Origin of the sequence: Nitrospira sp. (assembly GCA_029194665.1) — a bacterium.
GTDB lineage: Bacteria > Nitrospirota > Nitrospiria > Nitrospirales > Nitrospiraceae > Nitrospira_D.
In genome coordinates this window covers 39,336-53,487 of record JARFXO010000005.1, presented here as the reverse complement: position 1 = coordinate 53,487, position 14,152 = coordinate 39,336, and the positions used below count along the sequence as shown (strand labels likewise).

The window sequence follows — 14,152 nt, the reverse complement described above, 5'->3', positions numbered from 1 at the left end:
CTCGAACCCTCCTATCGGTTGCACGGTTCTCACGCAAGTGGTGTCAACAAATCGACGAGTGTCTGCTCAAAGTTTGGAAATGACGTATCCACGCAGCCCGTGTCGGCAATCGTCATGCTTTGCTCCGCCGTAAGGCCACCGATGGCGAGAGACATGGCCACACGATGGTCTCCATGACTGCGGGCCTTGTCCGCAGCTCTCAACTTGCCGTTCTCTCCACCTCGGCCTAATCCATGGATGATCATCCCGTCCGGCCGTTCCTCAACTACAGCTCCCATGGCCCTCAACTCTCCGCTCATGGTCGCAATACGATCGCTCTCTTTGATTCGGAGTTCCGCTGCTCCGGAAATCACGGTATCCCCCTCCGCCACGGCGGCAGCCACACACAATACGGGAAATTCATCGATCGTTTTCGGAATGAGGTCGTGACCGATCGTCACACCTTTCAGTGCGGATGCCTTCACACGAAGGTCCCCGGTCGGTTCACCGGCCGCTTCTCGCAAGCCCAGAACCTGAATGTCGGCTCCCATCTTCCTCATCACCTCGATGAGGCCGGTTCTCGTCGGATTCATCCCGACATTGTGAATGGTGATGTCGGATCCCTGCACGATCGTTGCTCCGACGATGAAGAATGCGGCCGCCGAGAAATCGCCTGGAATGGTCACATGCACGCCTCCCCAACCGCTCGAAGGTCGCCCTTGTAAGACCAGGGTCCCTGCTTCTTTTGCGAGAGGAATCCCAAAGAACTGGAACATCCGCTCGGTATGGTCTCGTGACAGACTTGGCTCCTTATACCGAGTCTTCCCTTGAGCAAAGAGGCCGGCGAGCAGGAGGGACGACTTGATCTGCGCGCTGGACACGGTCGAGGTGTACTCGATGCCGTGAAGGCCAGCTCCTGTAATCGCCAGGGGAGCCAGTTCTCCGCCTTTACGCCCTCCGATAACCGCGCCCATCTCACGCAGTGGCTTGACGACCCGCCCCATAGGACGCCGTCTGATCGATTCGTCGCCGGTGAGCACTGAGAAGAAATCTTGTCCGGCCAAGAGGCCTGTAAGCAGACGCATCCCGGTTCCAGAGTTGCCGCAGTCGATCGGAGCGATTGGTTCGGATAACCCCCAAAACCCCTTCCCGCAGACGGTTAATTCGGTCGGAGTCTGCGTGATGGGAATTCCCAGTCCCCGAAAAGCCCTCATCGTGTTCAGACAGTCCTCTCCCTGGCAATAGTTCACTATCGTGCTCGTTCCTTCTGCCAGTGCGGTAAGGATGATCGCCCGATGGGTAAGAGACTTGTCGCCAGGAACTGTCGTCATTCCTTTGAGTGGCCGGCCCGGTGTGATCGTCAATGATGTCATGAGTTGCTCGGAGAGGAACTGTTCAATTTTTCACGCTCATCTTTCGCACGTTCAAGCAACTTCTCAATTGCGGCTGCATCCCCACGTTTGATCGCTTGCTTCAATTCTTCCAGGGCCTGTGCATACCGGTCGATATAAGCCACTACATTATCCCGATTCCACAAGAAAATGTCTCGCCACATTTCAGGAGAACTCGCGGCGATCCTGGTGGTATCCCGCAATCCTCCCCCAGAATGGCCGGCAAGGTCCAAGGAAGGCACCTGCTGATCACGAAGCTCGGCCAGGGCATTCATAAGTGCAAAGGCAGCCACATGGGGTAGATGACTGACCGCACCCAGGATTTGGTCATGCAGATGAGGATCCATTGTTAAGACAATCGAACCGGCCTGTTCCCACAGTTGCCGGATTCGCTCCAGTGCCGTGGGATCCGTTCGGTTCGTCGGGGTCAGAATGCAGCGCGCGCCCGTGAACAGCTGATCCGACCCGGCAGCGACTCCTGTTTTTTCCTTTCCTGCGATCGGATGGGCCCCCACGAAGTGCACGCTTGTCGGCAAAGCCGATTCCGACCGTTCGACCAAGGTTCCTTTCACACTGCCCACATCGCTGACGATCGCACCAGGAGCCAGACAGTGCGCCCATTCATGGAGGTGCCGCTCATAGGTATCGACAGGTGTCGCAAGGACCACCAAATCCGCACCACGCACACCCTCTTGCGGATCGGCAACGTACCGATCAATGGCTCCGAGCGCGACCGCTGTCTTGAGATTCTCGATACGCCGTCCGACGCCGACAACGCGACCTGCCAAGGCTTTTCGCCGAAGGATCATGCCGAGCGATCCCCCGATCAACCCCACTCCAATGATGGCAACCTGCTTGAAATGAACGGACATACCTGCTTTACAGCTCTCTGCCTACAGCCTTCGCGATATTTTTGAGATCAGTCATCAAGGCTTTGAACTTTGAGGGCTTGATGGACTCTTCACCGTCACACAGTGCGCATTCTGGGTTCGAATGAACTTCGATGAGCAGGCCGTCGGCCCCGGCTGCAACTGCGGCCTTTGACATCGGAGCGACGAGATCCCACTTCCCAGTGGCATGGCTGGGGTCAACGATAACCGGCAGATGCGATAGCTCTTTTAATGTGGGAATGGCCGCGAGATCCAGTGTATTGCGATATTGAGTTTCGAACGTGCGAATGCCCCGCTCGCACAGCATGACGTTCTGGTTACCGCGTGACATGATGTACTCGGCCGACAGGAGAAACTCTTTGATCGTCGCCGACAGGCCCCGTTTCAGGAGTACCGGCTTGTCGTACGCGCCGACTTCCTTGAGGAGCTCGAAGTTCTGCATGTTCCGAGCGCCGATCTGAATGATGTCCGCCTTTTCGAGAAAGAGTTCGATATCCCTCGTGTCCAAGATCTCACTGACGACCGGCAACCCGGTTTGTTTTCTTGCTTCGACTAAGTAATCCAACCCCTCGCGACCCAACCCTTGAAAGGAATAGGGCGACGTTCTGGGCTTATAGGCCCCTCCACGAAGAATTGTGGCTCCGGAAGCCTTCACTTCATGTGCAATCCCCACCGTAAGCTCAAGTCGCTCGACCGCGCAGGGTCCCGCCATGATGGCCAGTTTTTTGGCCCCGATCTTAACCCCGCTGACGTCGATGATAGTGGCTTCCTTTTTAAACTCACGACTGACCAGTTTCCAGGGCGCAAGGATCGGCAGGACACTTTCCACGCCGGGAAGCGCCGTCAAGGGCTGATTGTGCAGGATGCGGTCGTCTCCGATGACACCGATAATGGTACGCTCCTGCCCGGTGGAGATCTGCGATTTCAAGCCGAGATCTCTCAATCGGTCGATAATATGGTCAACTTCGCTTTCCGATGCTTCTGGCTTCAACACGATAATCATAATGTCCTCGCTAGTTCTTCTCCTTCTCCATGCAAGACTTTCTCGAGGGCTTGGAGAAAGGCGGCATTTTCGTCGGGCTGACCGATGGTGACACGAAGCATGGTTCCATCGATATGGCGCACAATAATCCCCTCTCGCAGCAATGCTTCAAACACCGGTCGCCCACTTTGCTTTGCATCAAAATAGAGAAAATTCGTCTCGCTCGGGACCGAAGTGATGCCCAGCGCACCCAACCCCCGTTCCAGCTGTTCCATCCCAGCCACGTTAACCGTCCGGCTCTTGGCCACATGTTCGTCATCTTCCAACGCAGCCAGCGCGGCTCTCTGGGCGAGACTGTTGGCATTGAACGGAGGGCGAACTCTATTGAGAAGGTCGATGATCTCTAACGTGCTGATGCCATACCCGACGCGCAATCCCGCCAACCCATAGATTTTAGAGAATGTTCTTAACACGATCGCGTTCCGCCCCTGTTTCACGTAGGCCATCGCATCGGGAAATCGAGGACTACGGACATACTCAAAGTACGCTTCGTCAAACACGACGACGACATCTTCAGGCAATTTTGCCATGAGTCGATCGACCGCTTCTGCGGATACGATGGTCCCGGTCGGATTATTTGGATTGCAGAGAAAGAGCACCCGCGTTCGTGGCGTGACAGCCCGGGCCATCGACTCAAGATCATGGGTCCAATCGACAAGAGGCACGACCACCGGCTTTCCATGGACGGCAGTAACCTCCATTTTATAGATGACGAACGTGTGATCGGCCATGATGGCTTCATCACCCGGAGTCAAGAACGTCCTCGCCAACAAGCCAAGGATCTCATCGGACCCGTTGCCTAGAATCACCTGCTCTCTTGCCACTTTCCAACGATCGGCGATCGCCTGTCGAAGTCGATAGGCACCCCCGTCCGGATATCGATGCAGCAGATCCTGCGCACCACTCAGCGCTGCCAATGCTTTGGGTGAAGGCCCGAGTGGATTTTCGTTGGAGGCAAGCTTGATGACCCGGGTAAGCCCAAGCTCTCGTTGAAGTTCATCGATCGGTTTACCTGGGACGTACGGATTGAGCGAGAGGATATCTGGATGAACCTGGAGCGCCATGGTCAGTTATGGATTGGGTAGGAACCCAAAATCTTCATGAAGAGACAACGTCCCTTTACTTCCTCCACCGCTCTATGGACGCGCTCCTCATTGATATGGCCTTCGACATCCACGAAAAAAATATACTCCCAAACCTTTCGCTGGGAGGGACGAGATTCGATCTTGGTCATGTTGATTCCGTGAGAAGCAAACGGGCGGAGGAGATCATACAGGGCACCGACTTTATCCTTGACCGACAACAATAACGACGTTTTATCTTTCCCCGTTCGTTCGGACGGCTTCTGCGACAGAATCAGGAAACGAGTAAAGTTGTTGAGGTTATCTTCGATGCGGGCCTTAATGACTTTGAGGCCGTAGAGCTGGCCTGCTAATTCCGACGCAATTGCAGTCGAGGCTGGTTCATCGATGCACAGTTCGGCTGCCCGAGCGGTACTTGCCACTTCAACCGCCGGCACATGAGGAAGATTGGTCTCCAACCAATTCCGACATTGTGCAAGGGCATGGGGATGAGAATAGATTTTCTTCACATCCTCGATGAGTCCGGATTTCGAGAGAAGGTGATGTGAGACCTCTTGAAGGACCTCCCCATAGATCGTCAAATTGGAATCGATAAACATGTCGAGCGTGTGATTCACCACGCCCTCCGTGGTGTTTTCAATCGGCACCACGCCGAAATTGGCTCGACCGCGCTCAACCTCGCTGAACACCTCTTTAATACTATGAACGGCCATATATTGGACCGACGAACCGAACTTCTGCATGCAAGCCATGTGGGTAAAGGTCGCTCGCGGTCCCAGATACGCGACCTTCTGCGGCGCCTCCAGCGACAAGGAAGCCGACATGATTTCACGATATACCGATCGGATGGCCTCGCTAGGAAACGGGCCCCTGTTGAGCTTCGTTAATCGTTCGGTAATTTCAGCTTCTCGGCCCGCAGTATGGAAGTTGGCTGCTGGATCCTTTTCTTTCTTCAGCTTGCCGATTTCGATGACGCTCTTCGATCGTTCATTGAGCAACCGAACGATTTCGTCATCGATCCTGTCGATCTCTTTGCGATGTTCAAACATATCTCTTGGCATGGTGAGCCAAACCTCTGACGCCAGATCCGGGAGGACTACCTCATCCCTGTGACGGGAGGGGGGTCACATCGGCAAGTGGAGAATTCTACAGGAACGGTGGAATCTAATGCAAGGATAGCGCTTGGATATCAGGAGCTTCCAAGCATTCGAACAGACAGCGCTTACATCAGCAAGGGAGAGGGCCGTTTAAAGTGATCGTAGGCTAAGCGAGTTACTTGTCGTCCACGGCCGGTACGATCCAGGAAACCGGCTTGGATGAGGTAGGGTTCATACACATCCTCGATGGTCCCCTTGTCCTCCTGGACTGCGGCAGCCAAGGACTCCACACCGACGGGTCCCCCATGGAACTTCTCGATGACGGTCAGCAGGATTTTGCGGTCCATCTCGTCAAAACCTGCCTCATCGATGCCAACCCAGGCCAATCCCTCCTTTGCCACCTGTTCGGTAATATACCCATCGGCCTTGATTTGGGCATAGTCCCTGATCCTTTTAATCAGCCTGTTCACGATCCGCGGTGTTCCGCGCGCTCGACGCGAGATTTCCTCCGCACCAGCCCGATCAATCCCAATACCTAAGACCCCGGCTGAGCGCGTCACAATCGCCTCTAGTTCGGTCGGCCTATAAAACTCCAGCCGATAGACTAAGCCGAATCGATCCCGCAGCGGGGACGTCAGAGAACCGGCCCTGGTCGTCGCCCCCACAAGCGTGAAAGGAGGCAAATCAAGCTTGACCGTTCTCGCGGCGGGTCCTTGTCCGATCACCAGGTCCAACTGAAAATCCTCCATGGCTGGATACAGGGCTTCCTCAACGGACGCGGGCAGCCGGTGAATCTCATCGATAAAGAGCACATCATGTTCCTGAAGATTGGTCAGAATCGCCGCCATATCGCCGGCATGGGCTAGGACCAACCCTGACGTCGACCGCAACGTCGACCCCATTTCCTTAGCGATAATATGGGCGATGGTCGTCTTCCCGAGACCGGGTGGTCCGTAGAAGATGGCATGGTCGAGTGCCTCTTCCCGCTGCTTGGCTGCTTCGATACAAATTCGAAGCGATGCCTTCATTTTGTCTTGGCCGACGTATTGATCGAGCGTCTGCGGTCGAAGAACATTCTCCTGACCCCGCTCTTCGTCCGTAGCACGATTGGTTACGAACCGTTCAGTCATGCTGCGAGCCTCTGTCTACTTGCTCTCCTGCATCCGTTGATACTTTGGGGGAGGCGGCAGAGCCCCCTGTCCAGGCTGGGCTGTGCTACCGCAATCAGGAGGACATCTTTTATATCCCTGAGTCGAGTCGGGAAAATTCTGCTCCATTGTTTTCAACTGACATTGTGCCAGCCGGCCACCGTCTTTGCTCCCGCACCGAACAGGAACTGAGGAACTCCCGATTTCGGCATACCCATCAGGGCAGGATCCGCACACGCCCAGCATGTTTGCTCCCAGCGGCACACATTGTACGAGCGTCGGATCGCTGTCTTTGCAGATTTCCGGGGATTGGGTGACGCCGGTCGTCGCATAACCATCCGGGCAGGCTCCGCAGGTCATTCTGATACTTTTCGGCTCCGTGGCCTCCTGCGCGATACTCCGAAATGGGAACACGACCACGAGAATGGCCCCGATCGAGACGCCGTGCACGAGCATCTTGCCGATGTTCTTCACGCTGAGCGGCATAGACTTACCCCCTTGCTAGCTCCATAAGCCCTTTGCGGATGAGCTCTTTCAGCGTTAATGACCCTGTCGCCGCCTTTGTCACCCGCTTCAAAGCTTCCTTGGTATCCTGGGAACGATAGCCCAAGTTTACCAGAGCAGAGAATGCGTCCTCGTACAGGCCATCCCCTTCAGGGGCATCAGGGGCAGTGGTTTGGAGCCGAACACCCTGGATTTTGTCCAGCTTGTCTTTCAGCTCAAGTGCAATACGCCCCGCCGATTTCTTCCCGATCCCGGGAACAGTCGCAAGCTTTTCGACATCCTCAGACTGGATCGCATGAACAAGATCCGTGATCGACAGACTCGAAAGCACACTGAGGGCAAGTTTCGGACCGATGCCCGACACGCTCGTCAACAACAGGAACGATTGCTTCTCACTTTGGGAGAGAAAGCCGAAGAGCTGAATCGCATCTTCGCGGAGATGCGTATGAATATTCAGCGCCGTGACTTCGTCAAGATTCGGCAGGGAATAATAGGTGCTGAGTGGAATATGAACTTCGTACCCGACCCCCTGCACATCGAGCGTGAGGTGGGTAGGTGCCTTGAATGCCAACCGCCCCGTGAGAAAGGCGATCATATGGTTTCGTTATCCGATGGCAAGAACCATGGTGGTGAGCTGGGTTATCCCGCCGCAGCTGCAGCGACTTTCTCCATGACCTCATCCGGAATATCGAAGTTTGCGTGGACCTTCTGGACATCATCATGCTCGTCCAACACTTCCATCAACTTCAGCATTTGCTCAGCAGACTTCTCTTCCAGTCTGATCGTATTCTGAGGAAGATACGTAATTTCCGCAAGCGTCGCTTCGATCTTGGCATCGACCAACGCTTTCTTCACCGCCTCAAAATCTTGAGGACTGGTGAGCACCTCATAGCTCTTCTCACCGACCTTCACGTCCTCCGCCCCGGCGTCGAGAGCCAACGAAAGAAGCCCATCCTCATCAACCTTCCCCTTCTCAATCGCGACGAGCCCCTTCTTATGGAACTGCCAGGCGACGGCGCCCGCCTCCGCCATATTTCCGTGATTTTTCGTCAGAAGACTCCGAACCTCCGCCACTGTCCTGTTCCGGTTGTCGCTGGTGATTTCCAGCAGGAGTGCCGTCCCGCCGGGCCCATATCCCTCTAACGAAAATTCCTCATAGGTCACACCAGGTAGTTCACCGGTCCCCCGCTGGACGGCTTTCTTCATGGTGTCGCCCGGCATGTTGGCTTCCTTGGCCTTGGCAATCGCCAGACGCAGCCGGGGATTCCCGTCGGGGTCACCACCGGACCGAGCCGCAATGGTAAGCTCCCGGATGATTCGCGTGAAGATCTTTCCGCGCTTTGCGTCCTGGGCCCCCTTGTGCCGTTTGATCGTAGCCCAGTGACTATGTCCACCCATATACTTCCTCCTCTACCGGCCCGATCTTCTAGGCTGGTTAGAGATGTCTGGTGCATCTACAATGACTGTGAAGGTGTAGACGTAGCACAGGCTTCGGAAAGGTGTCAATTATGTCGGAAGCCGATCCGATCCATCTACTCAAAATACAAGAGAAGCTGAATGCCGATTGCGATCACAAATCCCCCCCAAGCCATTTCCCACCTCTTCACATGATGATGCGAGGCGTCGGAAGTCCACGAGACCATCGCATTCGATACGGCAGCCCCGACACCGAGGCTTCCGAGAAGTGCATGGTGCAGCTCGATCGTGTGATTCCCCGGGTGATTCCCATGTGAGTGGGCAAAGAGCATCAGCGCTCCGGTCAGGCCAAAGAATAGCATTGGAGCCGCCCAGGCCGGATGGCGAGCCCAACCGATTCGGCGAAGCGTCTCACTCACCGCAGCAGTTGAGGCAAACACTCCATAGAATTTATGCTGGAGAATTTCCGGGTCTTGTCCGGAAAACGTCTGCACAAAACTCAGCGGCCCGATCGGCCAGGCCTGATGGTCACTCCAGACCAGCAGATAGGCTCCGATAACCCCGAGTGCGCTTGGCAGAATGAGACGAGTCCAGAAAGGCAGCTGGTACCGCAACGCATGCCCTAGCTCAGCCAGCCCAAACAGCAGTACGAATAGCCCGGCAAAGTGATGGTTGAACTCAGAATAGGCAACGCCTTGCGCAGACCCCTCCCATCCTCCCTCGGCATGTTCGCCGTGCGGATTGTTCGTTGTACCAGGGGCGATGGAGATTTGATGATGCTCCGGCGAGGATTGGGCGCGCACATCTGCCCTCCAGGGAGACTGCACGACCATGAGTACCAGAACAAACAGCAAACAAGTCCACTGCTTCATGCGAGAACTACCGAACGAATGCACGCAAACAATCCGAAGGCCCATCCGGGAGGCCGAATGGGCCTTCACGATACCTGATTCATGCAGCTCTCGACTACATGAATTTCATGAACTTGTCCTTGGCCTCGTCCATCACCTGCGCGGTGATGGACGACATCCCTCGTTCCTTTGCCAGCCGCTCGATTTCTTTTCGCGCCATGGGACGGATGAAGTCTGGGATATTGTCGAGCCGTTGTTCAGCCTCCCGTGACCAGGTCATCCCGTTCGGCGAATCGTTCTTCGAATCATCCATGACTTGCAGCGTGATGGTCTTAAATCCATGCTTGCGCGCATAGGCCTCCACACTGCCCTGGACCATCGGTTTCACGAAGGCGGGAAGCCGGTCAAGCTTCTCCTTGGCATCTACGGTCCAGGTGAACTCGGAGGAACCTGCGCTCGTGCCGTTCCCCGGCTTGCCGCCGGCCGTCAGCCCCATCTCGGCTACCATCGCCGAGAACGGACAGCCGCTCGTTTTTTCCCCACCTTTGGCCGGAGATGCCGCTGCGGCGACAGGCTGGCCGCCCTGAATCTTCTCGTTGAGATAGGCCCCCATCTGGTTCGCATCGGCCGATGCCTCATCCTTCAGCCTCCCGCGAGTCATCTCGAAGGGTTCAGCTGCAGCAGTCCGTCCGCCGAGGCTCACACCGAGCGAGCTGACCATCTGCGTTTCTCCTGGGTTGGTGATCATGGAGAATTTGGCGCCGCAGGATGGACAGCCAAAAAACACACCGAGCGATCCTTCGCCTGGTTTCTCAACCTTCTCGAAGGTCATGTAGGTTTCACAGTTGAGGCAAACAAATTTCATAGTGACTCCTCTCTCACAGCCGCACAACGATCACAGTTTCTCTGCCAACACCTTCTTGTAGTCCAGCAACGTCCTGATGCGACCGGCAATTTCCTGGTACCGTTGAATCGTGGGATAGGTTTCGTCAAGCAACGGGGCTCCCTTATCGAACGTGCGGGCAAGTGTGCGATCAAACGGAATCCGCCCGAGGAGTGGGAGATCGAGCACCTCGCACATCGCTTCGGTATTGCCCTCAAATAATTCATTCAACTCGCCGCAGGACGGACAGCGGTATTCGCTCATGTTTTCGACAATCCCGAGCACCTTGATGCCCATATCGCGCGCATAGGTGACGGACTTCTGCACGACATCGGAGGCGACCTCTGAGGGTGTCGTCACCACAATTGCGCCGGCCAAGTCGGGAATGAACCCCGCGATGACCGGAGGCTTGTCCGCTGCGGCACCTGGAGGCAAATCAGCGAGCAAAAAATCCAGCTCGCCCCACAGGGCATCGGCCAGAAACTCTCGGATGACGTTCATTTCCATAAGACCGAGCCAGACCGGGCTGACATCCATCGGCCCTTTCCACCGGACGGGGGAAGCGTCGTCCAAGAAGAAATCCATTGAAGCGACCTTTACCCCGAGAGGTCCCACAGGAGGAATGGCTCCTTCCGGCGTCATGGTCAATGATTGCCCATGAAGCCCCAACATGCGCGGCACACAAGGACCGTTCAGGTCCACATCGAGCACCCCCACTTTGGCGCCTTGACGGGCGAAGGCCAGTGCGAGATTCACGGTGGTCATGCTTTTCCCGACGCCGCCCTTCCCGCTCATGACCACGAGCTTGTGCTTAATACCGGCCATCCGTGCACGGACCTGCTCGGTCTGCTCGGTCATCTGCTGAATGACCTTGGCATCGTCCGAATATTTCAATTTCCCAAGGATGGCTTTCAGGTCCTTCTCAGGCGCCATATCCCCACCGCTTAAGATCGTCTAAAATTGCAATTAACCTACGCTATCACAAGGATTTTCGGTGAGTCAAACGCGGAGGACGGAGAGGCAAAGGCGAGCGCATGGAGTACGAATCGCGGACGATAAAGTCTTCGATGTCCTGAAGATCGTTCCCGACGGTCAGCGACCAACGGAGTTGCGCCATCGGCCGATTCTTTCTTTCAGCTCGTTGTGGGTGAGGACCCGGCCCTCGGCGACATCCCCGAAGCCTCGCTCCACCTGTTGTTTGAAGAACGGATGGATGTGCTTTGTGATTGACAGAGGGGAACGTCAACCGTAGGCTGTCCACCCATCAGGAGTGCGAAATGCGAGCGATCTCCTTGCGGGGCACCTCACGTTCGACCACCGGTTCGAGGCGACGACTGCTGCGGCACATGGCCGTGCTGCGTCGGCAGTTGCCGATCCTCCAGACCAAATATCATGTACAGACGCTTGGTGTATTCGGCTCGTATGTTCGCGGCACTTCTCGGAAGGGAAGCGACCTGGATCTGCTCGTCGAATTCACCCAGACGCCGAGCTTGTTTGAATTCGTAGAGCTAGAGCAGCGGTTGTCGAGATTGCTAGGCGTCAAAGTCGATCTAGTGATGAGAGACACCCTCAAGCCCTTGATCGGCCAACGGATACTCAAAGAGCTTGTGGGCCTGTGACCGCGAAGCGAGAGCACCTTGACTACCTGTCAGACATTCAGGAAGCGGTGAGCAGCATCCTCGCGTTTACCGAGGGGATGACTTGGGAGCAGTTCGCGAGGGATCAGAAGACGCTCTATGCGGTGGTGCGGGCCTTCGAGATGATCGGTGAAGCGGCTAAGAAGATTCCCGTGCGCCATCGCCCAATTCTTTCTTTCACCTCGTTGTGGGAGAGGACTCGGCCCTGGGCGACATCCTTGAGGCCTCGCTCCACCTGTTCTTTGAAGCACAACTCTTCCGTGGTTGTGCCAGTGCACATATCATCCGGTAGTTTTCTGATCAGTTCCAACGCTTCGGCTTTGGCCTTGGTCATGTGATTCCTCCCTCATCGCCAGTATTGATCAGGCTATGCCCGGCTGCGCGAAAAAGCAGGCATGCCGAGACGTGAGACATGGCAAGCGAGAGAGACCGTGGTCATAGGGGCAAACAAGTAAGAGCGCACCGGAAACTTGAGGCCGAGATCGTCCTCCTCATTATTTATAAGTCGGTAGTCATACAAGACCGCATATGCATAGGATCTCGGGGGCTTCATCGGATGCCGTGGCCTCACGGGATAGAAACAGCATATGCGGGAGCCTAGCAGAGCACGGACTCGACGGAGATCGTCGTTCGTAGACCGATTGTAGGGGGCAATTTTTCACGGGTGAATCACAAAACACCCAGTTTGGCTCTTGGCAGCCAAGACAGTTGCTGACCACATTCATTGACCACAAAGAGTTGCGAGTGCGAACGAGACTCCTTAACAGTGCCTCCCCTTTTGTCGGCCCCTTCTGGTTACTTAGAGTGTAATCCCAACATGATAATGTCCGGTTTCACCACAGTAGAAATGTCCTCTTCATTGATAGACTGCCCGTTCTCACAAGGAGGACGGGATGGTCGGAGAGGACAGAGTACTTATGAGTGGGAAGGAACTGCGGCGGGTCCATGTGATCCGCCAAGCGTTGGAGAAGCAGATCACCCAGGAGAAGGCGGGGGAGCTATTGGGGCTGACGGAGCGTCAGATCCGGCGCCTCCTGCGACGAGTGGAGCAGGAAGGCGACCAGGGGCTCGTCCATCGCGGACGCGGGCAGCCGTCGAACCGGCGGATTCCCGAGCAGAGGAAGGCGAAGATCTTGAAGCTGTACGAAGAGCGGTATGGGGATTTTGGGCCGACGTTGGCGACGGAGAAGCTAGCGGAACGGCACCGACTCGAGGTCAGCGCCGAGACGCTGCGGGGCTGGCTGATGGCGAAGGGGGTGACGCACTTTCGGCGGCGGAAGCGCCCGCATCGGGCCTGGCGGGCGCGGAAGGCGCATGTTGGGGAACTGGTGCAACTGGATGGCTCCCATCATGATTGGTTGGAGGGGCGCGGCCCGCAGTGTGTCCTGATGGCGTACATCGACGATGCGAGCAGTCGCGTGTTTGCCCGGTTCTATGAGTACGAGGGCACGATCCCGGCGATGGACAGCTTTCAGCGCTACGGGCGGCGCTATGGGTTGCCACTGGCGCTCTATGCGGACAAGCATACGACCTACCAGTCGCCGGCTGAGCCCACGGTGGCGGAGCAACTGGCCGGGGAGGAACCTCTGAGTCAGTTCGGACGGGCGCTGGACGAGCTGGGGGTTGAGCTGATCGCGGCGCACTCCCCCCAGGCCAAGGGGAGGGTGGAACGGCTCTTCAAAACCTTTCAAGATCGACTGGTTAAAGAGCTGCGCCTGGCCGGGATCGCGACCATTGAGGACGCCAATCGCTTCGTGGAGGGGTATCTGCCCATCTACAACCGGCGCTTTGCCGTGGCACCGGCGCAGTCCGCCGATCTGCATCGACCGACGCCACCGGCCCGAGAGCTGGACGGGAGCGTGTGTCTCAAGACCACTCGATGTGTGCGCAAGGACTTCACGATTGCGCATGAGAGGCAACTCTATCAAATTCACGGCACGATTCGGGCGCGGCACGTCCTGGTGGAACAATGGCTCGATGGGACGATGCGGCTCACGCACCAGGGGCGGGCGCTCGATTTTCATGCGATCGCGGTGCGGCCCTCGGCCCCCGGAGTGGACGTCAACGCGGTTCGGCGACCCCGGCGCCCGGTCGCGCCGAAGCTGGACCATCCGTGGAGGAAGCGGCTGTTGCCGAAACGAGGAGAACACGCGGCGGTGGTCGGAACATAAACCGGACATTTCTACTTTGGGAAGAAGAGGACATTTCTAAATTGGGTTGACATTCTGGTTA

The 14,152-nt window shown here is 56.4% G+C and carries 15 protein-coding genes; 2 read left to right on the top strand and 13 right to left on the bottom strand.

Annotated elements, in window-relative coordinates; all coding sequences use genetic code 11:
• Positions 1-29: 29 nt before the first annotated feature.
• From aroA to P0119_16185, 12 genes are all read right to left on the bottom strand, one after another.
• Positions 30-1,352, bottom strand: a complete 1,323-nt coding sequence (gene aroA / locus P0119_16240; protein MDF0667602.1) for a 3-phosphoshikimate 1-carboxyvinyltransferase — start codon at positions 1,350-1,352, stop codon at positions 30-32.
• Positions 1,349-2,242: a prephenate dehydrogenase/arogenate dehydrogenase family protein gene (locus tag P0119_16235; GenBank protein ID MDF0667601.1), complete on the bottom strand. Its 894-nt coding sequence runs from the start codon at positions 2,240-2,242 to the stop codon at positions 1,349-1,351. Before P0119_16235 ends, aroA begins: the two co-directional genes overlap by 4 nt.
• Positions 2,243-2,249: 7 nt before the next feature.
• The gene (gene aroF / locus P0119_16230) at positions 2,250-3,263 is read right to left on the bottom strand and encodes a 3-deoxy-7-phosphoheptulonate synthase (GenBank protein ID MDF0667600.1); all 1,014 of its coding nucleotides are present in this window, start codon (positions 3,261-3,263) and stop codon (positions 2,250-2,252) included.
• Positions 3,260-4,366, bottom strand: coding sequence for a histidinol-phosphate transaminase (hisC, locus tag P0119_16225; protein ID MDF0667599.1), 1,107 nt, complete (start codon positions 4,364-4,366; stop codon positions 3,260-3,262). The genes aroF and hisC overlap by 4 nt, the downstream gene beginning before the upstream one ends.
• 2 nt (positions 4,367-4,368) lie before the next feature.
• Positions 4,369-5,445, bottom strand: a complete 1,077-nt coding sequence (gene pheA / locus P0119_16220; protein MDF0667598.1) for a prephenate dehydratase — start codon at positions 5,443-5,445, stop codon at positions 4,369-4,371.
• A 161-nt stretch (positions 5,446-5,606) separates the two neighbouring features.
• Entirely contained in the window at positions 5,607-6,611 is a 1,005-nt protein-coding gene (ruvB, locus tag P0119_16215; GenBank protein ID MDF0667597.1) for a Holliday junction branch migration DNA helicase RuvB, read from the bottom strand.
• Between the two features lie 15 nt (positions 6,612-6,626).
• Entirely contained in the window at positions 6,627-7,115 is a 489-nt protein-coding gene (locus P0119_16210; GenBank protein MDF0667596.1) for a hypothetical protein, read from the bottom strand.
• Between the two features lie 4 nt (positions 7,116-7,119).
• A complete protein-coding gene (ruvA, locus tag P0119_16205) occupies positions 7,120-7,728 on the bottom strand; it encodes a Holliday junction branch migration protein RuvA (protein ID MDF0667595.1) in 609 nt (202 codons plus the stop codon).
• A 44-nt stretch (positions 7,729-7,772) separates the two neighbouring features.
• Entirely contained in the window at positions 7,773-8,531 is a 759-nt protein-coding gene (locus tag P0119_16200; protein ID MDF0667594.1) for a YebC/PmpR family DNA-binding transcriptional regulator, read from the bottom strand.
• Positions 8,532-8,665: 134 nt separating this feature from the next.
• Positions 8,666-9,352 carry a hypothetical protein gene (locus tag P0119_16195; GenBank protein ID MDF0667593.1) on the bottom strand — a complete coding sequence of 229 codons (687 nt, stop codon included), beginning with the start codon at positions 9,350-9,352 and terminating at the stop codon, positions 8,666-8,668.
• Between the two features lie 163 nt (positions 9,353-9,515).
• The gene (locus P0119_16190; protein ID MDF0667592.1) at positions 9,516-10,265 is read right to left on the bottom strand and encodes a PCP reductase family protein; all 750 of its coding nucleotides are present in this window, start codon (positions 10,263-10,265) and stop codon (positions 9,516-9,518) included.
• Positions 10,266-10,295: 30 nt separating this feature from the next.
• Entirely contained in the window at positions 10,296-11,216 is a 921-nt protein-coding gene (locus P0119_16185; GenBank protein MDF0667591.1) for an Mrp/NBP35 family ATP-binding protein, read from the bottom strand.
• A 344-nt stretch (positions 11,217-11,560) separates the two neighbouring features.
• On the opposite strand from P0119_16185, the gene P0119_16180 reads away from it, so the two are divergent.
• Entirely contained in the window at positions 11,561-11,902 is a 342-nt protein-coding gene (locus P0119_16180; protein ID MDF0667590.1) for a nucleotidyltransferase family protein, read from the top strand.
• A 115-nt stretch (positions 11,903-12,017) separates the two neighbouring features.
• Here P0119_16180 and P0119_16175 read toward each other — a convergent pair whose 3' ends face one another.
• Positions 12,018-12,254: a hypothetical protein gene (locus P0119_16175; protein MDF0667589.1), complete on the bottom strand. Its 237-nt coding sequence runs from the start codon at positions 12,252-12,254 to the stop codon at positions 12,018-12,020.
• 559 nt (positions 12,255-12,813) lie between these two features.
• Here P0119_16175 and P0119_16170 point away from each other — a divergent pair.
• Positions 12,814-14,091 (top strand): ISNCY family transposase, encoded by a 1,278-nt coding sequence (locus tag P0119_16170; GenBank protein MDF0667588.1) that lies wholly within the window; start codon positions 12,814-12,816, stop codon positions 14,089-14,091.
• The last annotated feature ends 61 nt before the right edge of the window (positions 14,092-14,152 follow it).